The sequence below is a fragment of the Nocardioides dongkuii genome (assembly GCF_014127485.1).
Classification (GTDB): domain Bacteria; phylum Actinomycetota; class Actinomycetes; order Propionibacteriales; family Nocardioidaceae; genus Nocardioides; species Nocardioides dongkuii.
The window spans coordinates 3,608,598-3,631,099 of sequence record NZ_CP059903.1; the positions used below are offsets into that span (position 1 = coordinate 3,608,598).

25 protein-coding genes are annotated in these 22,502 nt (G+C 73.9%); 9 read left to right on the plus strand and 16 right to left on the minus strand.

Annotated elements, in window-relative coordinates; all coding sequences use genetic code 11:
• Positions 1 to 29: 29 nt before the first annotated feature.
• From H4O22_RS17465 to H4O22_RS17480, 4 genes are all read left to right on the plus strand, one after another.
• Positions 30 to 470 carry an SRPBCC family protein gene (locus H4O22_RS17465; protein WP_182524598.1) on the plus strand — a complete coding sequence of 147 codons (441 nt, stop codon included), beginning with the start codon at positions 30 to 32 and terminating at the stop codon, positions 468 to 470.
• A gap of 40 nt (positions 471 to 510) precedes the next feature.
• Positions 511 to 1,023, plus strand: coding sequence for an alpha-ketoglutarate-dependent dioxygenase AlkB family protein (locus tag H4O22_RS17470; protein WP_244963009.1), 513 nt, complete (start codon positions 511 to 513; stop codon positions 1,021 to 1,023).
• Between the two features lie 140 nt (positions 1,024 to 1,163).
• A complete protein-coding gene (locus H4O22_RS17475; protein WP_182524599.1) occupies positions 1,164 to 1,553 on the plus strand; it encodes a LapA family protein in 390 nt (129 codons plus the stop codon).
• Between the two features lie 58 nt (positions 1,554 to 1,611).
• Positions 1,612 to 2,904: an MFS transporter gene (locus H4O22_RS17480; RefSeq protein ID WP_182524600.1), complete on the plus strand. Its 1,293-nt coding sequence runs from the start codon at positions 1,612 to 1,614 to the stop codon at positions 2,902 to 2,904.
• 52 nt (positions 2,905 to 2,956) lie between these two features.
• Here H4O22_RS17480 and H4O22_RS17485 read toward each other — a convergent pair whose 3' ends face one another.
• The 4 genes from H4O22_RS17485 to H4O22_RS17500 are packed head-to-tail and all read right to left on the minus strand — an operon-like array spanning position 2,957 to position 7,483.
• Positions 2,957 to 3,655 (minus strand): SRPBCC family protein, encoded by a 699-nt coding sequence (locus tag H4O22_RS17485; protein WP_182524601.1) that lies wholly within the window; start codon positions 3,653 to 3,655, stop codon positions 2,957 to 2,959.
• A complete protein-coding gene (locus H4O22_RS17490; protein ID WP_182524602.1) occupies positions 3,655 to 4,512 on the minus strand; it encodes an FAD binding domain-containing protein in 858 nt (285 codons plus the stop codon). The genes H4O22_RS17485 and H4O22_RS17490 overlap by 1 nt, the downstream gene beginning before the upstream one ends.
• Positions 4,509 to 7,001 (minus strand): xanthine dehydrogenase family protein molybdopterin-binding subunit, encoded by a 2,493-nt coding sequence (locus H4O22_RS17495; protein WP_182524603.1) that lies wholly within the window; start codon positions 6,999 to 7,001, stop codon positions 4,509 to 4,511. The genes H4O22_RS17490 and H4O22_RS17495 overlap by 4 nt, the downstream gene beginning before the upstream one ends.
• Entirely contained in the window at positions 6,998 to 7,483 is a 486-nt protein-coding gene (locus tag H4O22_RS17500; RefSeq protein WP_182524604.1) for a (2Fe-2S)-binding protein, read from the minus strand. The genes H4O22_RS17495 and H4O22_RS17500 overlap by 4 nt, the downstream gene beginning before the upstream one ends.
• Before the next feature lie 321 nt (positions 7,484 to 7,804).
• Here H4O22_RS17500 and H4O22_RS17505 point away from each other — a divergent pair, with 321 nt between their 5' ends.
• A complete protein-coding gene (locus tag H4O22_RS17505; RefSeq protein WP_220451202.1) occupies positions 7,805 to 8,329 on the plus strand; it encodes a nuclear transport factor 2 family protein in 525 nt (174 codons plus the stop codon).
• A gap of 8 nt (positions 8,330 to 8,337) precedes the next feature.
• Here the strand turns inward: H4O22_RS17505 and H4O22_RS17510 are convergent, their stop codons facing one another.
• The 5 genes from H4O22_RS17510 to H4O22_RS17530 form a co-directional block, all read right to left on the minus strand.
• A complete protein-coding gene (locus H4O22_RS17510) occupies positions 8,338 to 9,573 on the minus strand; it encodes a helix-turn-helix domain-containing protein (RefSeq protein WP_182524605.1) in 1,236 nt (411 codons plus the stop codon).
• Between the two features lie 65 nt (positions 9,574 to 9,638).
• Positions 9,639 to 10,748: an alpha/beta hydrolase family protein gene (locus H4O22_RS17515; RefSeq protein ID WP_182524606.1), complete on the minus strand. Its 1,110-nt coding sequence runs from the start codon at positions 10,746 to 10,748 to the stop codon at positions 9,639 to 9,641.
• Positions 10,745 to 11,875 (minus strand): XdhC family protein, encoded by a 1,131-nt coding sequence (locus tag H4O22_RS17520; protein WP_182524607.1) that lies wholly within the window; start codon positions 11,873 to 11,875, stop codon positions 10,745 to 10,747. Before H4O22_RS17520 ends, H4O22_RS17515 begins: the two co-directional genes overlap by 4 nt.
• Positions 11,868 to 13,001 carry a vWA domain-containing protein gene (locus H4O22_RS17525; RefSeq protein ID WP_182524608.1) on the minus strand — a complete coding sequence of 378 codons (1,134 nt, stop codon included), beginning with the start codon at positions 12,999 to 13,001 and terminating at the stop codon, positions 11,868 to 11,870. The genes H4O22_RS17520 and H4O22_RS17525 overlap by 8 nt, the downstream gene beginning before the upstream one ends.
• A complete protein-coding gene (locus H4O22_RS17530; protein ID WP_182524609.1) occupies positions 12,998 to 13,885 on the minus strand; it encodes an AAA family ATPase in 888 nt (295 codons plus the stop codon). The genes H4O22_RS17525 and H4O22_RS17530 overlap by 4 nt, the downstream gene beginning before the upstream one ends.
• Before the next feature lie 413 nt (positions 13,886 to 14,298).
• Between H4O22_RS17530 and H4O22_RS17535 the strand changes: the two genes are divergently transcribed.
• Positions 14,299 to 15,378 (plus strand): IS110 family RNA-guided transposase, encoded by a 1,080-nt coding sequence (locus H4O22_RS17535; protein ID WP_182523629.1) that lies wholly within the window; start codon positions 14,299 to 14,301, stop codon positions 15,376 to 15,378.
• Positions 15,379 to 15,436: 58 nt separating this feature from the next.
• On the opposite strand, the gene H4O22_RS17540 is transcribed toward H4O22_RS17535, so the two are convergent.
• The 6 genes from H4O22_RS17540 to H4O22_RS17565 all read right to left on the minus strand — a co-directional run bounded on the left by H4O22_RS17540 (position 15,437) and on the right by H4O22_RS17565 (position 20,201).
• The gene (locus H4O22_RS17540) at positions 15,437 to 15,994 is read right to left on the minus strand and encodes a nucleotidyltransferase family protein (protein WP_182524610.1); all 558 of its coding nucleotides are present in this window, start codon (positions 15,992 to 15,994) and stop codon (positions 15,437 to 15,439) included.
• A gap of 10 nt (positions 15,995 to 16,004) precedes the next feature.
• Entirely contained in the window at positions 16,005 to 16,664 is a 660-nt protein-coding gene (locus tag H4O22_RS17545; RefSeq protein WP_182524611.1) for a hypothetical protein, read from the minus strand.
• On the minus strand, positions 16,661 to 17,200 hold the full coding sequence (locus H4O22_RS17550; protein ID WP_244963010.1) for an RNA polymerase sigma factor: 540 nt from the start codon (positions 17,198 to 17,200) through the stop codon (positions 16,661 to 16,663). The genes H4O22_RS17545 and H4O22_RS17550 overlap by 4 nt, the downstream gene beginning before the upstream one ends.
• A gap of 134 nt (positions 17,201 to 17,334) precedes the next feature.
• Positions 17,335 to 18,969, minus strand: a complete 1,635-nt coding sequence (groL, locus tag H4O22_RS17555; RefSeq protein WP_182524612.1) for a chaperonin GroEL — start codon at positions 18,967 to 18,969, stop codon at positions 17,335 to 17,337.
• A gap of 202 nt (positions 18,970 to 19,171) precedes the next feature.
• The gene (locus tag H4O22_RS17560; protein WP_182524613.1) at positions 19,172 to 19,318 is read right to left on the minus strand and encodes a hypothetical protein; all 147 of its coding nucleotides are present in this window, start codon (positions 19,316 to 19,318) and stop codon (positions 19,172 to 19,174) included.
• A gap of 37 nt (positions 19,319 to 19,355) precedes the next feature.
• Entirely contained in the window at positions 19,356 to 20,201 is an 846-nt protein-coding gene (locus tag H4O22_RS17565) for an ATP-grasp domain-containing protein (protein ID WP_182524614.1), read from the minus strand.
• A gap of 88 nt (positions 20,202 to 20,289) precedes the next feature.
• On the opposite strand from H4O22_RS17565, the gene H4O22_RS17570 reads away from it, so the two are divergent.
• From H4O22_RS17570 to H4O22_RS17580, 3 genes are read left to right on the plus strand one after another with little or no spacing between them, the layout of a single operon-like run.
• Positions 20,290 to 20,658, plus strand: a complete 369-nt coding sequence (locus tag H4O22_RS17570) for a YciI family protein (RefSeq protein WP_182524615.1) — start codon at positions 20,290 to 20,292, stop codon at positions 20,656 to 20,658.
• Complete coding sequence (locus H4O22_RS17575) at positions 20,655 to 20,993, plus strand: YciI family protein (RefSeq protein WP_244963011.1); 339 nt, start codon at positions 20,655 to 20,657, stop codon at positions 20,991 to 20,993. Before H4O22_RS17570 ends, H4O22_RS17575 begins: the two co-directional genes overlap by 4 nt.
• A complete protein-coding gene (locus tag H4O22_RS17580) occupies positions 20,894 to 22,231 on the plus strand; it encodes an RNA polymerase sigma factor (protein WP_244963012.1) in 1,338 nt (445 codons plus the stop codon). The genes H4O22_RS17575 and H4O22_RS17580 overlap by 100 nt, the downstream gene beginning before the upstream one ends.
• Here the strand turns inward: H4O22_RS17580 and H4O22_RS17585 are convergent.
• Entirely contained in the window at positions 22,206 to 22,481 is a 276-nt protein-coding gene (locus tag H4O22_RS17585) for a MoaD/ThiS family protein (protein ID WP_182524616.1), read from the minus strand. The two genes, H4O22_RS17580 and H4O22_RS17585, sit on opposite strands and share 26 nt — an antisense overlap.
• Between the last annotated feature and the right edge of the window lie 21 nt (positions 22,482 to 22,502).

The window sequence follows — 22,502 nt, forward strand, 5'->3', positions numbered from 1 at the left end:
GGGGCCCGGTCGGGCCGTAACGTGCGCCCATGCACGCCGAGCGCACCCTCACGGTCCCCCGGCCGCCCGGCGCGGTCTTCGACTACCTCGCCGACTTCACCCGCACCAACGAGTGGGACCCCGGCACCCTGGAGACCCGGCGTACGTCGGGCGACGGCGGCGTCGGCACGACGTACGCCAACCTCTCGCTGGTCCTCGGGCAGCGCACCGAGGCGACGTACACGACGGTCGCCCACGACCGGCCCTCGCGGCTCCAGGTCCGCGGCACGGGCGGCGCGGCCACGGTGCTGCTGACCGTCACCATCACGCCGGTGGCGGCGGGGAGCGGCAGCCGGGTGCACCTGCGCACCGACATCGCGCTGCGCGGGGTCCGGGGCCTCCTCGCCCCGCTCGTGCTGGGGCGCCGCCTCCAGCGGGACGCCGACGAGGCGGTGACCCAGCTCGAGCGGGTGCTGATCAACCGCACCTGAGCCTGGACGGATCGAACGCGTGTTCGATATCCTGGGCGCTATGGACTTCCAGAGCCTGCTCTTCCAGGCGGCCCCCGCCGGGGTCCGCGACTTCTCGGGGCTGGAGCGGATCCCGCTCACCCGGGGCGCCTGGGTCGACGTGCGCCGCAGCTGGGTGCCGGACGCCGACGACGTCTTCGAGCGGCTGGTCGCCGACGTGCCGTGGCGGGCGGAGCGACGGGAGATGTACGACCGGGTCGTCGACGTGCCCCGGCTGCTGCACACCTACCTGATCGGCGAGCCGCTCCCCCACCCCGTGCTGGAGGAGGCGCGCGACGCGCTGAGCGAGCACTACCTCCCCGAGCTGGGCGAGCCGTTCCGCACGGCGGGCTGCTGCTACTACCGCGACGGGCGCGACAGCGTCGCCTGGCACGGCGACACGATCGGGCGCGGCAAGCTCGCCGACACCATGGTCGCGATCGTCTCGGTGGGCGACCCGCGCAAGCTGCACCTGCGCCCGCGCACCGGCGGCGAGAGCGTGGTGATCGAGATGGGCCACGGCGACTGGTCGTGATGGGCGGCTCCTGCCAGCGCACCTGGGAGCACGCCGTACCCAAGGTCGCCTCGGCCGGCCCGCGGATCTCCGTGCAGTTCCGGCCGCTGAACGTCTTCTGACCGGGGCGTGCCGGAGGGCGCCCGGGGGCACCGGGAGGCATGAGCGACCCGCACCCCACCCACCCCGAGCCGAGTCCCACCACCGGCACGTCCGGCACCACCGGCACGTCCGGCCCCTCCGGGACACCGGCCACGTCCGGAACGTCCGCGCCGGAGCCGGGCCGCCCGGCCAAGGACCCGCTGCGCGGCTCGCGCACCAGCGGGGTGTGGACCGCCGTGGTGCTCGGCGCCATCCTGCTGGTGCTGCTGGTGATCTTCATCGTGCAGAACACCCAGCAGGTCGAGGTGGCCTACCTCGGCTGGGAGGGCGAGGCGCCGCTGGCCGCGACGCTGCTCATCGCCACCGCCGCCGGCATGGCGCTCGCGATCCTCGCGGCCTCCCTGCGGATCCTGCAGCTGCGGCGTCGCGTGCGCCGCGACCGGCACTGACCGCGAGGTCCGAACCCCGCCAGCGCACCGGCCGCAGCGGCTGGCAGAGTGCGCGCCGATGACCGGCCAGACCCCCTCCCCGCTGACCCTCTCCTCCTTCTGGCACGACCTCCCGCGCGAGGGCAAGCTGCTGCTCTCGGTGGTGGTCGTGCAGTTCCTCGGCACCGGCCTGGTGCTGCCGTTCCACGTCGTCTACCTCAACGAGGTGCGCGGCTTCCCGCTCAGCGACGTCGGGCTGCTGCTGGCGATCCCGCCGCTGGCCGGCTTCCTGGTCGTCGGCCCCGGCGGGGCCGCGATCGACCGGCTCGGGCCGCGCCGGATCCTGCTCGGGACCCTGCTGATGCTGGTCGCCGGCGGCACGGTCCTGGCCTTCGCAGAGACCCGGCCGATGGCGGCGGCGGGCCTGGTCCTCAACGGCGCGGCGTTCGGGATGTCCTGGCCGGCGACCCAGAGCTTCATCGCCACGGTGGTGCCGGCCGAGCTCCGGCAGCGCTACTTCGGGGTGAACTTCACCCTGCTGAACCTCGGGATCGGGATCGGCGGCGTCGTCGGCGGCGTCGTGGTCGACGTCGACCGCGCCTCGACGTTCCAGGGGATCTACCTCGCCGACGCCGCCAGCTACCTGCCGGCGATCTTCCTGCTGGCGGTGCCGCTGCGCGGGGTCGCGGGTCGCCCGGTCCACGACGAGTCCGGGCCTCCGGAGCAGGTCGGCTACCTCACCGTGCTGCGCCGGCCCGCGGTCGCCTCGCTGATGCTGCTGGGGTTCGTGTCCTCGTTCGTCGGCTACTCCCAGCTCAACGCCGGGATGCCGGCGTACGCCCGCGCCGTCGGGGAGGTCTCGACCCAGGGTCTCGGGCTCGCGTTCGGCGCGAACACGCTGGTGATCGTGCTGCTGCAGCTGGTCGTCCTGCAGCGGATCGAGGGGCGCCGGCGTACCCGGGTGATCGCGGTGATGGGCGTCTTCTGGGCGATCGCCTGGCTGCTGCTGGGCGCCTCCGGGCTGGTGCCCGGCACCCTCGGCGCCACGATCCTGGTCGCGGCGTGCGCCTCGGTGTTCGCGCTCGGCGAGACGCTGCTGCAGCCGACGATCCCGGCGCTGGTCAACGAGCTCGCCCCCGACCACCTGCGCGGCCGCTACAACGCGCTCAGCTCCGCGGCCTTCCAGCTGGCCGCGATCATCGCCCCGCCCGTGAGCGGCTTCCTGATCGGCCGGCACCTCGGCAACGCCTACATCGGCGTCCTCTGCGTCGGCTGCCTCGCCCTCGGCGCCCTCGCCATCCTCCGCCTCGAGCCCCAGCTCACCCCGCGCGCCAACGGCGTGCGCGAGGCGGAGAGCGCCCCGGCGGGGTAGTCCGACACATGCCGGTCGTCTCAGGTCGGGACAACAGCACGGGTGTGTCGGACTACCCCCGCCGCGACCACCGACCGAGGACGAACCCCGCGAGCGCGGCGAGGAGCGGGACCCGGTAGGTCCGCAGCAGCACGGGTACGACGGCCGCGCCCAGGTCGAGCGCGTCGCCGGCGCCCCCGCCGGCGCCCGGACTCGGGCCCGGGAGGGGGATCGCCTCCGGCTCCGGGGCCAGCGGTGAGCTGGCAACCTGATCACCCCCAGGTTCGGTTGCCTGCTCACCGCCGGCCGGCTCGGAGGGCCCGGGGGACGACGAGAGCCGCTGCTCGAGGCACGCGACGAACTGGCCCAGCAGCTTGTCGGAGACGTCCTGCATGACCCCGCGACCGAACTGGGCCGGCTTGCCGGTCACCGCGAGGTCGGTGAGCACCTCGACGTCGGTGGCGCCGCCGGCCGCCTCGGCCATCGAGAGGGTGACCGTCGCGCCGGCCGTGCCGTTGCCGCGCTTGTCCTTGCCGTTCGCCTCGACCACGAACCGGTGCGCGGCCTCGTCCTTGCTCACGAAGCGGCCCGAGCCGTTGTAGACCAGCGCGATCGGCCCCAGCTTCACCTTGACCGACCCCGCGAATGTCTCGCCCTCGGCCGAGGTGACGGTCGCGCCGGGGAAGCACTCCGCGACCGAGGCGACGTCGTCGAAGAGCGCCCAGGTGTCCGCGACCGACGTGGGCACGGTGAAGCGGTGCTGGAGGTCCACTACGCGACCCCGGCCGCTGCGAGGACGGCCCGCCGGGTGAGCACCCGGGCCAGGTGCCGGCGGTAGTCGGCGGCGCCGTTGAGGTCCGACGGCGGGTCGGTGCCCTCGGCGGCGAGCTCCGCGGCCGCGCGTACGCCGTCCTCCGTCGCGGGCTGCCCGACGAGGGCGGCCTCGACGGCCCGCGCCCGCAACGGCGTCGCACCCATGTTGGTCAGCCCGATCCGCGCCTCGGCCACCGCGCCGCCCTCGATCCGCACGGTGGCGGCGACCGCCACGATCGGCCACTGGTGGACGACCCGCACGAACTTCTCGTAGTGCGCGCCCCAGCCGGTGTGCTTGGGCAGCCGCACCTCGGTGAGGATCTCGTCCTCCCCGATCGCGGTCTCGAAGAGCCCGACGAAGAAGTCGTCGGCCGCCACGGTCCGGGTGCCGGCGGACCCGGCGACCACGAACTCGGCGCCGAGGGCCAGCGCCGGGGCGCCGAGGTCGCCGGCGGGGTCGGCGTGCGCGAGCGCCCCGCCGAAGGTGCCGCGGTGCCGCACCTGGGCGTCGGCGAGGTGCTCGACGGCCTGGGCGACCAGGCCGGCGTGCTCGGCCACCAGCGGGTCGGTCCCGACCACGGCGTGCGGGGTCATCGCGCCGACGACGATCGCGTCGCCGTCGTCCCGGACCCCGCGCAGCGACGGGATCCGGCCGAGGTCGATGACCATCTCGGGGGCGTTCAGCCGCATCCGGAGCACCGGCAGCAGGCTCTGCCCGCCGGCGATGATCTTGGCGTCGTCGCCGTGCTCGGCGAGCGCCGCGACGGCCTCCTCGACCGACGTCGGGGCGAGGTAGTCGAAGGCAGCGGGGATCATCGGGGCAGTCCTTCCGTGCTGCTGGTGCCGGGTGTCTCCTGGTTGCCGGCGGCGCCGTCGGACTCGAAGTGCGGCATCGCCGCGCCCTCGGTGGCCGGCCCGCCGGAGGAGCCGTCGCCGTGGATCGCCTTCCACACCCGCTCGGGGGTGCAGGGCATCTGGACGTCGCTGACGCCGAGGTGGCGGACGGCGTCGACGACCGCGTTGACGACCGCGGGCGTCGAGGCGATCGTCCCGGCCTCGCCCACGCCCTTGGTGCCGAGGGTGTTGGTCAGCGACGGGGTCGTGGTGTGGTCGACCTCGAAGCTGATCGTGTCGGCCGCGGTCGGCAGCAGGTAGTCGACGAACGACCCGGAGACCAGCGTCCCGGACTCGTCGTGCACCGCCTCCTCCCACAGCGCCTGGGCGATGCCCTGCACCAGCCCGCCGTGCACCTGGCCGCCGACGATCAGCGGGTTGATGACGGTGCCGATGTCGTCGCAGCACACGTACTTGCGCATCTTCACCGCGCCGGTCTCGGTGTCGACCTCCATCGCGCACAGGTGGGTGCCGTGCGGGTAGTTGAAGTTCACCGGGTCGTACGTCGCGTCGGAGTCCAGCGAGGGCTCCATCCCGTCGGGCAGGTCGTGGGCCGCGAAGACCGCGCCCGCGATCTCCTGGATCGCGACGCCCTGGACGGTGCCGCGGACGGTGAACCGGCCGCCGGCGTACTCCAGGTCGTCCTCGGACGCCTCCAGCAGGTGGGCGGCGACCGCCCGCGCCTTCTCGACGACCTTGTCGGTCGCCTTGACCAGCGCCTCGCCGCCGACGACCAGCGACCGCGAGCCGTAGGTGTCCATCCCCTTCGGCCCGACCTGGGTGTCGCCGTGCAGCACCTCGACGTCCTCGAACGGGACGCCGAGCCGGTCGGCGACGATCTGGCTGAACGCCGTCGCGTGCCCCTGCCCGTGAGCGGTGGCTCCCGTCACCACCTCGACCTTGCCGGTGGCGAGCATCCGCACGCTCGCGTGCTCCCAGCCGCCGGCGCCGTAGTCGAGCGAGCCCAGCACCCGCGACGGCGCCAGGCCGCACATCTCCGTGAACGTCGAGACGCCGATGCCCAGCTGCACCGGATCACCCGCCTCGCGGCGACGTCGTTGCTCCGCGCGCAGCTCGTCGTACCCGAACATCTCCTTGGCCCGCGCGGTCGCCGCCTCGTAGTTGCCGGAGTCGTACTCCAGGCCGGCGACGGTGGTGAACGGGAACTCCTCGTGGGTGATCCAGTTCTGCTCGCGGATCGTCAGCGGGTCGACGCCGACCTCGGCGGCGAGCTCGTCCATCAGCCGCTCGATGGCGTACGTCGCCTCCGGGCGCCCGGCGCCGCGGTAGGCGTCGGTCCAGGTCTTGTTGGTGAGGACCGTCTGCACCTCGAAGCGGTACGCCGGGAACTTGTAGATCGCGTTGAACATGAAGGCGCCGAGGACCGGCACGCCCCCGCCGATCAGCGAGACGTATGCGCCGAGGTCGGCGAGCAGGTCGACGTGCAGCGCGGTGACGTTGCCCTGCTTGTCGGCCGCCAGCGTGAGCCGCTGCCACTGGTCGCGGCCGTGGTGGCCGGCGACGAGCGACTCGCTGCGGGTCTCGGTGTACTTCACCGGTTTGCCCGTACGGCGGGCCACCGCGACGGTGATCCACTCCTCCGGGGTGGTCTGCAGCTTGCCGCCGAAGCCGCCGCCGACGTCGGGGGCGATCACGCGCAGCTTGGACTCGGGGATGCCGGTGGTGGCGGCGAGCGCGTAGCGCAGGATGTGCGGGATCTGGGTCGAGGACCAGACGGTGAGCTGCTCGCCGGTCGGGTCGACCACGGTGGAGCGCGGCTCCATGAAGGCGGGGATCAGCCGCTGCTGGCGGTACTCGCGCTCGATCACGATGCCGTCGGTGCGCGCCTGCGCGATCGCCTGCTGCGCGTCGCCGCCGGTGCCGGCCTCGGCGGAGTCGAAGACCCAGTGCGCCGAGCGGTTGGTCCCGAGGTCGGGGTGGGCCAGGGTCTGGTCCGCGGCCGCCTCCTTGAGGTCGAGCGCGGGCGGCAGCACGTCGTACTCCACGTCGACGAGCTCGGCGGCGTCCCGGGCCTCGGCCGCGGTGCGGGCGATCACGACGGCGACCACCTCGCCGGCGAACGCGACCCGGTCGATCGCGACCGGCAGGTGGGTCGGCGCCTTCTGGTCGGGGGTGATCGGCCAGGCGTTGATGAGCACGCCCTGGACGTCGGCGAGGTCCTGGCCGGTCACCACGTCGACGACGTTGGTGGCGGCCTTGGCCTCGGTGACCTCGATGCTGGTGATCCGCGCGTGTGCGAACGGGCTGCGCACCATCGCGAGGTGCAGCATCCCCGGGAGCGCGATGTTGTCGGTCCAGCGGGTGCGGCCGGTGATCAGCCGCTGGTCCTCCTTGCGGCGCCGGTCGCGGCCGATCTCCTTCTCCGCGGGCTTCTCCTGCACGGCGGTCATCCGGTCACGCCCTCGGCGGCGACGCCGGCGCCGGCCGCGTGCTGCACGGCCCGGACGATGTTGTGGTAGCCGGTGCAGCGGCACAGGTTGCCCTCGAGCCCGAGCCGGATCTCCTCCTCGGAGGGGTGCGGGTTCTCCTTGAGCAGGTCGACGCTCTGCATGATCATCCCCGGCGTGCAGAACCCGCACTGCAGGCCGTGGCACTCCCGGAACGCCTCCTGCACCGGGTGCAGCTCGCCGTCCTGCGAGAGCCCCTCGATGGTGGTCACCTCGCTGCCGTCGGCCTGGACGGCGAGCACGTTGCAGGACTTCACGCTGGTGCCGTCGAGGTGGACCGTGCACGCGCCGCAGTTGCTGGTGTCGCAGCCGATCACGGTGCCGGTCTTGCCGAGCCGCTCGCGGAGGTACTGCACCAGCAGCATCCGCGGCTCGACGTCGTCGGCCACCCGCGCGCCGTCGACGGTGAGGTTGATCCGGGTCATGGCTCTCCCTGGGGTCGCTGTCCTGCTGTGACGTGGGTCACGGTAGGGATGCAGGGTTGGCCGCTCGTTGGTCACCGCGCGCAAGCTCGCCGAGTCGGCGCTTGTGTCCGCCCCGGACGTCATACGACCTGGTCGCTATCGCCGCCGCCTCGTACGACGTCACGCGGGACGTCGTACGAGCTCGTGGCCATCGCCGCCGCCTCGTATGACGTCCGAGTCGTCCGGGTTCTGCACAGGCCGGCTGTGGAGAAAGCGGACACGAGCGCCGACTCGGCGGAGTGCGTGCTCGATCTGCGGGGTGCGGCACGCCAGGGTGGGCCCGTGGCGACGCTCCGAGACGACCGGGCAGAGATCTATGAGCTGGTGTGCTCCTACTGCCGGGCGGTGGACCGGATGGACCTCGAGGGGGTCCGGGCGGTGTACGCCGAGGACGGCGTGGACCACCACACCGGGTTCAGCGGCTCCGCCGACGAGTACGTCGCCTGGTTGGCCAGGATGCTCCCCGCGCTCGACGGGACGATGCACCTCATCGGGAACCACCTCGTGGAGGTCTTCGGGGACGAGGCCGTGGCCGAGACCTACGGGCAGGCCGTGCACTGGGGCTCGCCCGCGGACGAGCCGGCGCTCAACTTCACGACCGGCTTCCGCTACGTCGACCACCTCGTGCGCCGGGACGGCGGATGGCGGATCCGGGAGCGGTGGGCCGTCCGCGAGTGGACGCGCTCGGACGCCGGCCGGCTCGTGGCGAGCGGGGCGCCCGGACCCCGACCGGCCCGGGACCGGTCCGACCCGGTCCACGTCCTGCTCGACCGGTTGCGGGCCGGGCTGCGGGCCGGCGAGGAGTAGGGGCGCGGTCAGCGGCGGGCGACGGCCAGCCGCCCCTTGAGCAGGGGTACGGCGGGGTGCGGGCGGCCGCCGAGGGCGGCGAGGCAGACCTCCAGCACCTCGGCGTCGTACGGCGCCCGCTCGCTGTAGCGGACCACGGCGTCGGGCTGCGGGTCGGCGAGGAGCGCCTCGCGGACCGCGACCGCGACGTACTCCCCGAGCTCGCCGAGCCCCGGCGAGTTGGTGCCGGGCAGCAGGTCGCCGCCGTACGCCTCCACCGCGGCGGCGACCCGGCCGCGCCGCAGCAGGAGGAGCACGTGGTCGACGTCGGTGGCGACCGGCATCAGCAGCCGGTAGGGGCGCGAGGAGAGCTGGCCGCCGAGGGCCGCCCGCAGGTGAGACACCTCCGCCTTGAGCGTGGAGAAGGTGACCGGCTGGTCGCCGTACACGGCGGCGTGCAGCTGCTCGAGCGAGAGGCCGCCGGGGTTCATCGCGAGCAGCGCGAGGATCTCGGTCTGCCGGCGGTTGAGCAGCAGCCGCTGCCCGTCGAGCCGGGTCTCGGCGGTGCCCAGCAGCGTCATCACCAGGCCGGGGTCGCTGGTGTCGTCGCTGCCCGGGCCGAGCGCACGGGCGGGCACCGCGGACTCGATCAGCCGCGCCATCACCCGGGCCGTCGCGAGCCCGATCGGGTGGGTGCGGTCCCACGTGGTCGACAGGTCGATCACGCCGAGCTCCGCCCCGGTGACCGGGTCGTGCACGGGCGCCGCCCAGCAGACCCAGTTGTGCACGATCGAGGCGTAGTGCTCGGCGCTGAACACCATCGCCGGCGCGTCCAGGCGGGTGGCGAGGTCGAGCGCGTTGGTGCCGACCGACTGGTCGTCCCAGCGCCCGCCCGGCACGAAGTTCACGGTCTCGGCCTTGCGACGCATCACCCGGCCGCCGTACGTCCACAGGATCCGGGTCTGCGGGTCGGTGACGGCGACGACCAGGTCGCCGTCCTCGGCAGTACGGCGGAGCTCGGACTCGACCCTCTCGACCGCGACCTGCAGCGGCGAGTCGCGCCAGATCGACGCGGTCTCCGACTCGTCGGCCAGCGGGGCGTGGGTGACCTCGGTGGAGATCGCGGCCTCCGACCGGGTCCAGCTGTGCAGGATCTCGGGCCGGACCAGCGGCTCGGCGCGGTCGCCGTGCTCGACGAACGAGGTCCAGGCGCGCACCGCGTCGTGCCGACGGGCGCTCAGGTCGGTCGGGTCGGTGAGGCTCATGGCGGCTCCGGGTGCGCGGGCGGCCAACGTACCCGGTCGGCGTGACCCGGGTCACAGATCCGGCGTCAGTCCCCCAGCCGGGCCCGGAGGAACCGCACCGTCCGGGTCATCGAGTCGGCGAACCTCGGCCCGAACGCGTGCTCCTCCCCCGGGTAGATCTGCAGCGTGCTGTCGGCGCCCGCCTCGGTGAGCAGCCGCTGGGTCTCGCGCGACCAGTCGACGGGGCAGCTGTCGTCGGAGGTGCCGTGCAGGATCAGCACCGGCGCCTCGACCCGGTCGAAGTACGTGCGCGCCGAGAGCTCGCGGTAGGCCCGCGGGTTCTCGCGCGGGCTGCCGCCGAGCCGGCCGTAGAGCGCCTGCGCGGCGTCCGGCCGCTCGGGGATCGTCCAGCGCCGCAGGTTGTCGACGAAGGCCGAGCTGACCGGCGCGAAGACGACCGCCGCGTCGACCAGGTCGGGCTGCGCGACGATCGCGTTGTAGGTGACCGCGCCGCCCATCGACCGGCCGACCATGCCGAGCCGATCGTCGTCGACGTACCGCTCCTTCTTCAGGGCTTCGACGGCGCCGATGGCGTCACGGGTGTACGTCAGCCGCGACTCGCGCCCCAGGTCGTCGACCGGGTCGGAGCCGGCGTGCCCGCGGTAGTCGGTGTGCAGGACGACGAACCCGTTGTCGGCGAACCACTCCTGCTCGCGCGACATCCCGCGGCCCAGCGTGTAGATCGCCGGGTCGATGTAGCCGTGGTTGAGCACCAGCGCGGGGAACGGCCCGCGCCCGGCCGGCACCAGCAGCTCCCCGGACACGGTCGCGCCGTCGACGGTGTAGGTGACCGCCCAGCCCGTCCACCGGTCGGTGCCGCCGATCCGGGAGGTGCGCCGGATCCGGCCGGCCTCGACGTCCTCGCGCATCAGCGCCGGCAGCGACACCTTTCCTGCCGGACCGTCGGCGACCGGTGGCAGGGTCTCGTCCTGCTCGGTGGGGGTGGGGGGCTGGGTGGGGCCCGAAGGGCTCTCGCTGGGCGTCGACGGGGGTGTCGACGGGGGTGTCGACGGGGCGGCGCTCGGGGTCGCGGAGGGCGACGGGTCCGGCTCGGCGGGCTCCTCCTCCCCGCTGCACGCGACCAGCGGCGCGAGGAGCAGCAGCGCGGCCAGGGTGGTCCGCCGTGGACGCCTCATGCGAGCGGCCCCTCCCGGTGGATCCGGCCGCGGGTGTGCCCGAGCGGCTCGCCCGAGCCGCCCCACCGGCCGGCGATGATCTCGGCGGCGATGCTGATCGCGGTCTCCTCCGGCGTCCGGGCGCCGAGGTCCAGGCCGATCGGGCTGGCCAGGCGCGCCAGCTCGGCCTCGGTGAGTCCGGCCTCGCGCAGCCGGGCCATCCGGTCGTCGTGGGTACGCCGCGAGCCCATCGCCCCGACGTACGCCACCTCCGGCAGCCGCAGCGCCACCTCGAGCAGGGGTACGTCGAACTTCGGGTCGTGGGTGAGCACGGTGATGACCGTGCGCGGGTCGATCGCGCCCGCCTCGGCCTGCGCGGCGAGGTAGCGGTGCGGCCAGTCGACGACCACCTCGTCGGCGTCGGGGAACCGGCTCGCGGTGGCGAAGACGGGCCGGGCGTCGCACACCGTCACGTGGTAGCCGAGGAACGCGCCCACCCGCGCCACCGCCGCGGCGAAGTCGATCGCCCCGAAGACCAGCAGCCGCGGCTTCGGCGCGAACGCCCACACGAACACCCGCATCCCCTCGCCGCGCCGCTCGCCGTCGGGGCCGTAGGTGAGCGTGGCGTGGTGGCCCGCCGCCAGCAGCCCGAGCGCGTCGTCGTGCACGGCGTCGTCGGCCCGCGGCGACCCCACGGACCCGGCGACCCCGTCGGGCCGCACCACCATCCGGCAGCCGATCCGCGCCGGGTCGGGGTGCTCGACGACGGTGGCGAGGGCGACGGGGCGGCCGGCGTCGACGTCGGCGGCGAGCGCGGCCAGCTCGGGGAAGGTCTCGCGGGAGACCTTCTCGACGTACACGTCGAGGACGCCGCCGCAGGTGAGCCCGACCGCGAACGCGTCGTCGTCGGAGACGCCGTACCGCTCCAGGACGGGGACGCCGTCGCCCACCACCTGCTGGGCGGTCTCGTAGACGGCGCCCTCGACGCAGCCGCCCGAGACCGAGCCGACCGCGGTCCCGTCCGGACCGACCAGCATCGAGGCGCCCGGCGGGCGCGGCGCGGACCGGAACGTCGCGATCACCGTGCCCACGCCGACGGTCTCGCCGGCCTCCCACCAGGCGAGCAGCTCGGGCAGCACCTCACGCACGGGCGACCACCTCGACCAGCTCGGCGTACGTCGCGAGCGAGTGCCCGGCGACGAAGTCGTCGACGTGCGGGAGCACCGCGAGCACCCCCTGCTGGACCGGCTCGTAGCCGGCCTTGCCGCGGTGCGGGTTGACCCACACGACCCGGTGCGCGATGCGGTGCAGGCGGGCCACCTGGGTGGCCAGCTCGCTGGTGTCGCCGCGCTCCCAGCCGTCGCTGAGCACCACCACGACCGCCCCGCGCGCGGTCCCGCGGCGGCCCCAGCGGTCCAGGAACGAGCCGAGGGTCTCCCCGAGCCGGGTGCCGCCGGACCAGTCGGGCACCGTGCCGCCGGCGGCGACCAGCGCCCGGTCGGGGTCGCGCAGCCGCAGCGCGCGGGTCAGGTGGGTGAGCCGGGTGCCGAGCGTGAACGTCTCGACCGAGCCCGGCGCGGCCTGGGTGAACCGGTGCGCGAGCCGCAGCAGCGCGTCGGCGTACCCGCTCATCGACCCGGACACGTCGACCAGCAGCACCACCCGCCGCGGCTTGCTCCCGCGCCGCCGCCGGACCACCTCGGCCGGCTCCCCCATCCGGCGCAGGCTGGCGCGGAGCGTGCGGGAGGCGTCGACGCGTCCGCGGCGCCACGGCTGGTGCCGGGCGGTACGCCGGCGCGGGGCGCGCGGGCGCAGCGTCGCGAACATCCCCGCGAGCCGCTGCCGCTCCGCCGGCGTCAGCGTGGCCACGTCGCGGTGCCGCAGCACCTCCCGCTCGCTGGCCCGGGCGCGCACCACCTCGGCGTCCTCGTCCTGGTCGCCCTCGCCGCCCGCGGACTCCGCCTCCGGCAGGTCGGCGTACGCCGGGACGGTCGCCGGCGGCGCCGGCCGGGGCCGCGGGAGCCCGTCGCGCGACCCGAAGTAGGCCTCGAAGACCTGGTCGTAGCGGGCCAGGTCGTCGGGTCCGCCGCAGAGCGTCGCCCGGCCCGCGTGGTACGTCGCGCGCCGGTCGTCGACCCCGACCAGGGCGGTCGCGGCGAGGAACGTCTGGCCGCGGTCCTGGGTGACGGGTACGCCGGCGGCGCGCAGCGCCCGCGCGAAGCCGAGCAGCACCTCGTCCGCCTCCCGCACCCGCTCGCTCCCGGCGTCGGTCATCGGGCCAGCATCCGGTCCAGCGCGGCGCGGACCCGGTCGGCGTCCTCGCGGTACTTGACCAGGGCGCCCAGCGTGCGCGACGCGGTCTCCAGGTCGAGGTCGACGCTGCCGAGGTGGTGCAGGGCGCGCGCCCAGTCGAGGGTCTCGGCGACGCCGGGCGGCTTGAGCAGGTCGCCGCCGCCGCGCAGCTGCTGGACCACGCCGACCACCTGCGCCGCGAGCCCCGCGGAGACTTCCGGGGCCCGGGACCGCACGATCTGCACCTCCCGCTCGAGCCCCGGGTGGTCGATCCAGTGGTAGAGGCAGCGCCGCTTGAGCGCGTCGTGCAGCTCGCGGGTGCGGTTGGAGGTCAGCACGACGAGCGGCGGGGTCGCGGCGCGCACGGTGCCGAGCTCCGGGATGGTCACCTGGTAGGTCGAGAGCACCTCGAGCAGGAACGCCTCGAACTCGTCGTCGGCGCGGTCGACCTCGTCGACGAGCAGCACGGCCGGCGCCTGCTGGAGCGCGGCCAGCACCGGACGGGCGAGCAGGAACCGCTCGTCGTACAGGCTCTTCTCGGCCTCCTCGACCGTGCGGCCGTCGCCGCCGGCCGCCTCCAGCGCGCGCAGGTGCAGGACCTGCCGGGGGAAGTCCCAGTCGTACAGCGCCTGGGTCGCGTCGATGCCCTCGTAGCACTGCAGCCGCACCAGCGGCAGCCCGAGGCTCTCGGCGAGCGCCTCCGCGAGCGCGGTCTTGCCGGTGCCGGGCTCCCCCTCGAGCAGCAGCGGCCGCTGCATCCGCACGGCGAGGAAGGCGACGGTGGCCAGCGCGTCGTCGCAGAGGTACCCGGTCGTCCCCAGGCGCGCGGCGACCTCCTCGGCGCTCGCGGGCTGCCCGGTCTCCATGGAGAGAGGCTACTGACCGCGGTGTTGGCGCGCGGTTGGCGAGCGCACACCGGTGGTCGAGCAGCGAGGAGCGCCAGCGGACCCCGGTGGTCGAGCAGCGAGGAGCGCCAGCGACGAGCGATGTCGAGACTGTGAGTCTTTCCTTGCAGCCCTGATCACTGATGGGCTGTGGGTACGACGGCCGCGGGCGTGACCCCTGTCGAGACTGGCCCTGCGAGTCCTTGGGGACTTAGAGGTGCCTTCCTCGGGACTTGTCCGCTCGTGGTCGTCGGCCCCGGCCCAGGTCGGAGGAGCTGGCCTGATCAGGAGCTTGACCGCCTGGCGTTAGCGGCGCCCGACGTGTCTCATCACAGTCCTGCCGATTCTCCGTCCCGGACCGGAACCACGTCCCCGTCCCGGCAAGGAGAGAACGCATGACCAGTCTGACTGACTCGATCGACCTGCGGGAGGTAGTCGACGTCGTCATCGGCGTCGACACCCACGTGCACACCCACTCGGCTGCCGTCGTCGATGCCCGTACCGGTGGAGTGCTCGGTGAGATCACCGTCGAGGCCACCTGCGAGGGCTACGCCGAGCTCATCGAGTTCACCGAGCGTCACGCCGCGCTGCGTGCCTGGGCGATCGAGGGAACCGGCAGCCACGGCGCCGGCCTGACCCGGGTCCTCAGCGAGCGCAGCGAGGTCGTCATCGAGCTCGACCGGCCCGTGCGGGCCAAGCGCCGCAACGGCGCGAAGTCCGACCCCCTCGACGCGATCCGCGCCGCCCGCGAGGCCCTAGCCCGACCCCGACTCGGCACCCCACGCACCGGTGGCGACCGCCAAGCCCTGGCCGTCCTGGTGACCGCACGACGCTCAGCGATCCAGGCAGCCGGCGATGCGCAACGGCAACTGTTCGCCCTGATCATCGCCGCCCCCGAACAGATCCGGAGCCGCTTCCGAGGCCAGCAACTGAAAACGATGATCCGCACCGCCGCCGCGATGCGCACCCACACCACCTGGGACCTCGAGACCACCACGACCGTGACCACACTGCGGACCCTGGCCCGCCGCAGCCAACACCTGCAGGCCGAGGCCGACGACTACGAGAAGACCATCACCGCCATCGTGAAGTCCTGGCGCCCAGACCTCCTCGACCAACCCGGGATCGGACCGATCACCGCCGCGATCGTGCTGTGTGCCTGGTCCCACCCCGGCCGCATCCACTCCGAAGCAGCCTTCGCGATGCTCGCCGGCGCCGCACCCATCCCCGCCAACTCCGGCCAAACCACCAACCGCTACCGCCTCAACCGCCACGGCGACCGACAACTCAACCGCGCCCTGCACACCATCGCCATCACCCGGCAACGCTGCCACCAACCCACCCGCGACTACACCGCCCGCCGTGCCACCGAAGGCAAGAACCCCCGCGAGATCCGCCGATGCCTCAAGCGCTACATCGCCCGCGACCTCTACCGACGCCTCGAGAACCCACCATCACCCCTTGACGCAACATAGGAGCGTCCCCCGCAGCGAACGCAGGGCCCCCGACAACGCCGTACGTCGGCCCACCGGGTCACGAGGGGACGTCGACGTCCCGCCCGGTCGCGAGGTCACCGCACTCGACGAGCTGTACGTCGCGGTCCCGCAGGTAGGCGCGGGCGCCTCGGTCGGCGGTCGCGGCCGACGCGACCGGCTCCCAGTGGTCGCGACCGAGCAGCACGGGGTGCCCCGGCGTCCCGTCGTACGCCGCCCGGGCGAGCCCGGCGGGCCCCGTGCCGGCCGCCAGCACCCGGCGTACGACCGCGGCGGTGACGTCGGGCAGGTCGACGAGATGGATGAGCGCAGCCTCGGAGCCCCCGGCGAGGGACCCGAGCCCGGTGCGCAGCGACGCCGACATCCCCTCGGCCCAGTCGTGCGCGACGACGACGTCGGCGCCCCGGCCGTCGAGCAGCCGGACCGCGCCCTCGACGGCCGCACCCAGCACCACCGTGACCTCCGCGCAGCCGCCCTCGTGCAGGACGTCGACCGCCCGTGCGAGCCAGGGCTCCCCCGCCTCGTCGACGACCAGCGCCTTCGGCATCCCCATCCGGCGGCCCGCCCCCGCGGCGAGCAGCAGGCCGTGGACGTTCACGGCCTGCTCCTCAGGCGCCGAACGCGTCGGTGTAGAGCTGCTCGAGCTCCGGGGACACCGGCCCGCTGAACCCGCAGACCGTGACCCGGCCGTCGGTGGCGGAGACCAGGTAGGTGCCGCCGACCTCGAAGGGGACCGCCCCGATCAGCGCCTGCATCTCCTCGCTGGTGGCGGCGACCTCGACGCGGTCGGTCTCCTCGCCGGCGTAGAACGTGCTGGGCTCGAGGACGACGACGTCGTCGGAGACCTCGGTGACCGTGCCCTCGAAGGCGACCTCCTGCTGGGCGAGCGCCTCGGCGTTCGGGACCATGCAGCGCCCCTCGGTGGCGGCGGGCGCCACGAGCTCCGTGACCGTGGGGTCGGTGCCGGGTCCGGCGACGGGCGGGGCCTCGTCGTCGTCGCCGGGCAGCCCGGTGACGGCGAAGACGCCGGCGCCGGCGATGACCAGGGCGGCGGCGGCCGCGACCACCCAGGTGAGCGGGCCGCGGGAGCGGCCCCCGGCCGGGCGGGTCGCGGGGGCGAGGCTGTCGGTGTCGTGGCTCATGGTCTCCTCCAGGAGTCGGGCCACCCCGTCGGGGTCGGCCGGCCGGAGGGAGGCGGCCGGGTCGGCAGCGCGCAGCCGCGCCCGCAGCTCGTCGTCGCCGTGGAAGTCGTCGTGCGTCCCGCTCATGGCCTTCTCCCCTCTCTCGACCCTTCATGTCCGGCACCGGCGTCGTTCTTTCGCAACCGCTCCGCGAGCTTCTGCCGCGCCCGGTACAGCCGGATGCTCGCGGCGTTCGGCGTGATGTCGAGGACCGTCGCGATCTCGGCGGGCGTCAGCTGCTCCCACGCCCAGAGCCGGACCAGCTCGGCGTCGGCCGGGCGCAGCGCGGCGAGCGCCGCCTCGACCGCGGGGTCGCCGTCCGGCTCGGGACCGGGTACGTCGCCCGGTTGCGCGAGGCCGGCGACCTTGGCGGCCAGCCGGCGGCGGCGGCGTTCGCCCCGCTGGGCGTTGTGCAGGCAGTGCCGCGCGACGGCGTACGCCCAGGGCAGCGGCTCGTCGGGCAGCTGCTCGACCTTGCGCCAGCACACGAGCAGGGTGTCGGCGAGCACCTCGTCGGCGGTGTCGGGGTCGGTGCGGCGGAGGAGGAACCGGCGCAGCGGGTCGACCATCGCGGGCGCCAGCGCCTCGAAGCGGCGGCGTCGGTCCTCGGCGTCCACGTCCACCCCTCTACCCTCCCAGCCCCTCAGCACACGACGGTCGGCGGCGTCGGCTCACGGGGAAATGCCGGACGGCCCCGGTCCTGCGTGAGGACCGGGGCCGCCGGGGTGGAGCTGGTGGTGCGGTGGTGCGGGGGGACTCAGAAGTCCATGCCACCCATGCCGCCGGTGGGGTCGCCGCCGCCCATGGGCGCCGACTTCTCCGGCTTGTCGGCCACGACGGCCTCGGTGGTGAGGAACAGCGCAGCGATCGACGCGGCGTTCTGCAGCGCGGAGCGCGTCACCTTCGCCGGGTCGATGATGCCCTTGGCGATCATGTCGACGTACTCGCCGGTGGCCGCGTCGAGACCGTGACCGGCCTCCAGGTTGCGCACCTTCTCGGCCACGACGCCGCCCTCGAGACCGGCGTTGATCGCGATCTGCTTGAGCGGGGCCTCGGTCGCCACGCGGACGATGTTGGCACCGGTGGCCTCGTCGCCGTGGAGGTCGAGCTTGTCGAAGGACGTGGCCGCAGCCTGCACCAGGGCGACGCCGCCGCCGGCGACGATGCCCTCCTCGACGGCCGCCTTCGCGTTGCGAACGGCGTCCTCGATGCGGTGCTTGCGCTCCTTGAGCTCGACCTCGGTGGCCGCGCCGACCTTGATGACGGCCACGCCGCCGGCCAGCTTGGCGAGGCGCTCCTGGAGCTTCTCGCGGTCGTAGTCGGAGTCGGACTTCTCGATCTCCGCGCGGATCTGGTTGACCCGGCCGGCGATCTGGTCGGCGTCGCCGGAGCCCTCGACGATGGTGGTCTCGTCCTTGGTGATGACGACCTTGCGGGCCTGGCCGAGCAGCTCGATGCCGGTCGACTCCAGCTTCAGGCCGACCTCCTCGGAGATGACCTGGCCGCCGGTCAGGATCGCGATGTCCTGCAGCATGGCCTTGCGGCGGTCGCCGAAGCCCGGAGCCTTGACGGCGACGGACTTGAAGGTGCCACGGATCTTGTTGACGACCAGCGTGGACAGGGCCTCGCCGTCGACGTCCTCGGCGATGATCAGCAGCGGCTTGCCGGACTGCATGACCTTCTCGAGCAGCGGCAGCAGGTCCTTGACGTTCGAGACCTTCTGGTTCGCGATCAGGACGTAGGGGTCCTCGAGGACCGTCTCCATCCGCTCGGGGTCGGTGACGAAGTACGCCGAGATGTAGCCCTTGTCGAAGCGCATGCCCTCGGTCAGCTCGAGGTCGATGCCGAAGGTGTTCGACTCCTCGACGGTGATGACGCCTTCCTTGCCGACCTTGTCCATCGCCTCGGCGATGGCGTCACCGACGGTGGTGTCGCCACCGGCGGAGATGGTGGCGGTGGCGGCGATCTGCTCGCGCGTCTCGACGTCCTTGGCCATCGCGAGCAGCTGCTCGGAGACGGCGGTGACGGCGGCCTCGATGCCGCGCTTGAGACCCATCGGGTTCGCGCCGGCAGCGACGTTGCGCAGGCCCTCGCGGACCATGGCCTGGGCCAGGACGGTGGCGGTGGTGGTGCCGTCGCCCGCGACGTCGTCGGTCTTCTTGGCGACCTCCTTGACGAGCTCGGCACCGATCTTCTCGTAGGGGTCCTCGAGCTCGATCTCCTTGGCGATGGACACACCGTCGTTGGTGATCGTGGGGGCTCCCCACTTCTTCTCCAGGACGACGTTGCGGCCCTTGGGGCCGAGGGTGACCTTGACGGCGTCGGCGAGCGTGTTCATGCCACGCTCGAGACCACGCCGGGCCTCCTCGTTGAATGCGATCAGCTTGGGCATAACTCCTGCGGTTCCTCACACTTGGAGTTCGGGGTTCCGGATCGGTGGGTTGCCCGCGACGGACGATCCTTGCTGGACCCGGCGAACCATTCTCGCCGGCGCTCGGACCTCAACTGGCACCGCTCCGGTTTGTCACTCTCATGGTAAGAGTGCCAGCCCCATTGTTAGCACTCGACCCCTGCGAGTGCAAGCAGCTGCCGACTCAGGAGAGCGCCGCGAACGCCGCCAGGAAGCTCTCGTCCGCGCCCAGCCCGACGATCCGGGAGACGACTCCGTGCTCCCGCGTGCCGACCCGCCAGGCGAGGACGCGGGGCTCGGCGCCCCTGCTCCTCGCCCATGCCCTCTCCAACGCCTGACCGGGGACGGAGGTTGGAGGGCAGCGTCCCTCAGAGCCTCGCCTCGAGCGCGTCGGCGAACGGTACGGCGTTGCCGGGCAGCACGTCGAGGTAGAGACCGGGCTCGGTCACCTCGACCTCGCTGACCACCAGCCGGCCGTCGTAGGTCATCAGGTCGACCCGGCCGTAGCAGAGGTCGGCGCCGACCAGCTCCGCGCTCGCGGCCATCACGGAGACGGCGAGCTCGGCGGCCTCCGGGTCGAGGTCGGCGAGGTACGACGAGCCGCCGTACTCCTCGTGGACGCGGACGTCGCCGGCCGGCGCGACCTTGCGGACCTGGCTGACCGCGCGACCGTCGAGGACGAACACCGACGCCTCGCCCTCGGTGTGCACCGACTCCACCACCGGCTGCCCGAGCCAGGGGCCGGGCTCCGGGGGCGCCCAGGCGTCCGCGTCGTCGACCACGAGCAGGCCCCGCCCGCCGGCGGCGACCCGCGGCTTCACGACGGCCCGGCCGTACCGCTCGACCACCGCGCGCACGCCGTCCCGGTCGTCGACCAGCACGCTCGGCACCGTCGGGACACCGTGGTCGGCGAGCTCGACGAGGTAGCGCTTGTCGGTGTTCCAGCGGAAGGTCGCGGCGCCGTTGAGCAGCACCGGCCCGGCCGACTCCACCTCCTCGGCCCACGCGAGGAAGTCCGCGAGCCGGGTCTCGTAGTCCCAGGTCGAGCGCACGGCGACCAGGGCCGAGCCGCTCCAGTCGACCTGCGGGTCGTCCCAGGTGACCCAGCGGCTGGTGATCCCGCGCCGGGCGAGCTCCTCGTCGAGGGCCGGGTGGCCGGGCTCGCCGCCGGGCAGCGCGTGGAAGGTGGCGAGGAGGACCTGGGGTGCGGGCACGGCGCGACCCTAGACGCTGTCGATCCGCGGCCCCCTCGTCCGTCATCCCAGTGACAGACTCAGCCCCACCTGCACAGGAGGAACCACCATGACCGAGTACGCCGTGCTGCTGCCGGGCGACGAGGACGCCTGGGAGTCCCTGACCCCCGAGGAGCAGGCCGCCGTCTTCGCCCAGCACGCCGAGTTCTCCCGCCTGCTGGAGGAGCGCGGGCACCGCATCACGGGCGGCGCCGAGCTCACCCACTCCCGCACCGCGCGGACCGTGCGCCGCACCGACGACGGCGCGTTCCACGTCACCGACGGGCCGTACGCCGAGGCCGTCGAGCAGCTCAGCGGCTTCTACCTCGTGGAGAGCGACGACCTCGACGACCTCCTCGAGGTCTGCCGGGTGCTGATCGCCACCGGCGAGGCGGTCGAGGTGCGCGCCGTGGTCGACCACAGCGGTGACGCGGCGTGAGGTTCGTGCTGCTGATGGCCGAGACCGACCACTACGAGCGGTGGCCGCACCTGTCCGACGCGGAGCGCGCGGCGGTGTTCGAGTCCTTCGCGGCCTTCTCGGCCGCGGTGGCCGAGCGGGGTGCGGTGGTCGCCGGCGAGGGACTCGCCGGGCCCTCGGCGGCCGTGACCCTGCGCCCCGACGGCACCGTCACCGACGGGCCGTACACCGAGACGGCTGAGCAGGTGGGCGGACTGTGGATCGTCGACCTGCCCGACCGCGACACGGCGGTGGAGCTGGCACGGCTGCTGCCACGGTCGGGCTCGGTCGAGATCCGGCCCACCACGGACGGCTGAGCGCCCTGACCCCCCTCGAGACGCTGCTGCGCGAGGAGTGGGGCCGGCTGCTGGCCCTGCTCGTCGCGCAGTTCCGGCGTCTCGACCTGGCCGAGGACGCGCTCGCCGACGCCTTCGAGGCCGCCGCCCGCACCTGGGACGAGCCGCCCGACAACCCGCCCGCGTGGTTGTTGACGACCGCCCGGCGCCGGGTCCTCGACCGGCTGCGGACCGAGGGGGTGGCGGCGCGGAAGCGGCCGCTGCTCGTGGTCGACGCCGGGCTGACCGAGGAGGCGCAGCGGGTGATGGCGGACGCCGGGGAGCCGGTCGTGGACGAGCGGCTGCGGCTCGTGCTGCTCTGCGCGCACCCGCGGCTCTCGCGGGAGGCGGCCGCCGCCCTGACGCTGCGGCTGGTCCTCGGCGTACCCACGACCGACGTGGCGCGGCTGTTCCTGGTGCCGACCGCGACGATGGCGGCCCGGCTGACCCGGGCCCGGAAGAAGCTCGCCGGCGCCGCGTTCCTGGTGCCGTCCGGCGCCGAGCTGGCCTCGCGGGTCGGGGTGGTCGCGGACGTCGCCTACCTCGCGTTCACCAGCGGGTACGCGCCCGGCTCCGGCCCCGACGTGCTGCGCGCCGACGTCGCCGCGGAGGCGGTCCGGCTGGTGCGGGTGCTGCGGTCGGTGCTGCCCTCCGACCTCGAGCCGGGCGTCCGCGCCGAGCTCGACGCCCTGCTCGCGCTGATGCTCCTCCAGCACTCCCGCCGCGACGCCCGTGCCGTCGACGGCCGACTGGTGCTCCTCCCCGACCAGGACCGCGGCCGCTGGCACCACGACGAGGCGCTCGAGGCGCTGGAGCTGCTCCGCCCGCTGGTGCACGCGCCGCCCGCGCCGTACCTGCTCCAGGCGCTGGTCGCCGCCGAGCACGCGATCGCCCCCTCCGCCGAGGAGACCTGCTGGGCGCGGATCGTGGAGCGGTACGACGAGCTGCTCGCGCTCGGCGACTCCCCCGTCGTACGCCTCAACCGCGCGGTGGCGCTCGCCGAGCGGGACGGCCCGGGTGCGGGGTTGGACGCCCTGGACGGGGTCGCCCTCGGGGGCCACCGGCTGCCCGCCGTCCGCGCCGAGCTGCTCGCCCGGCTGGGCCGCCGCGACGAGGCGCTGCAGGCGTACGACGCCGCGCTGGCGCTGTGCGACAACGCGGCGGAGGCCGCGCACCTGCGGGGGCGGCGGGGGCTCAGCCGCCCGCGACCGCCGGGATGACCGAGACCTGGGTGCCGTCGGGCGTGGCGGTGCCGAGGCTGTCGAGGAAGCGGACGTCCTCGTTGCCGACGTACACGTTGACGAACCGGCGCAGCTCGCCGGCGTCGTCGAGGATCCGGCCCTTGATGCCGCTGTAGCTGGCGTCGAGGTCGTCGATGACCTCGGCCAGGGTGGCGCCGGAGGCGGACACCTCGGACTCGCCGCCGGTGTAGGTGCGCAGGATGGTCGGGATGCGGACGGAGACGCTCACGGTGCCCTTCTTTCGGTGGTC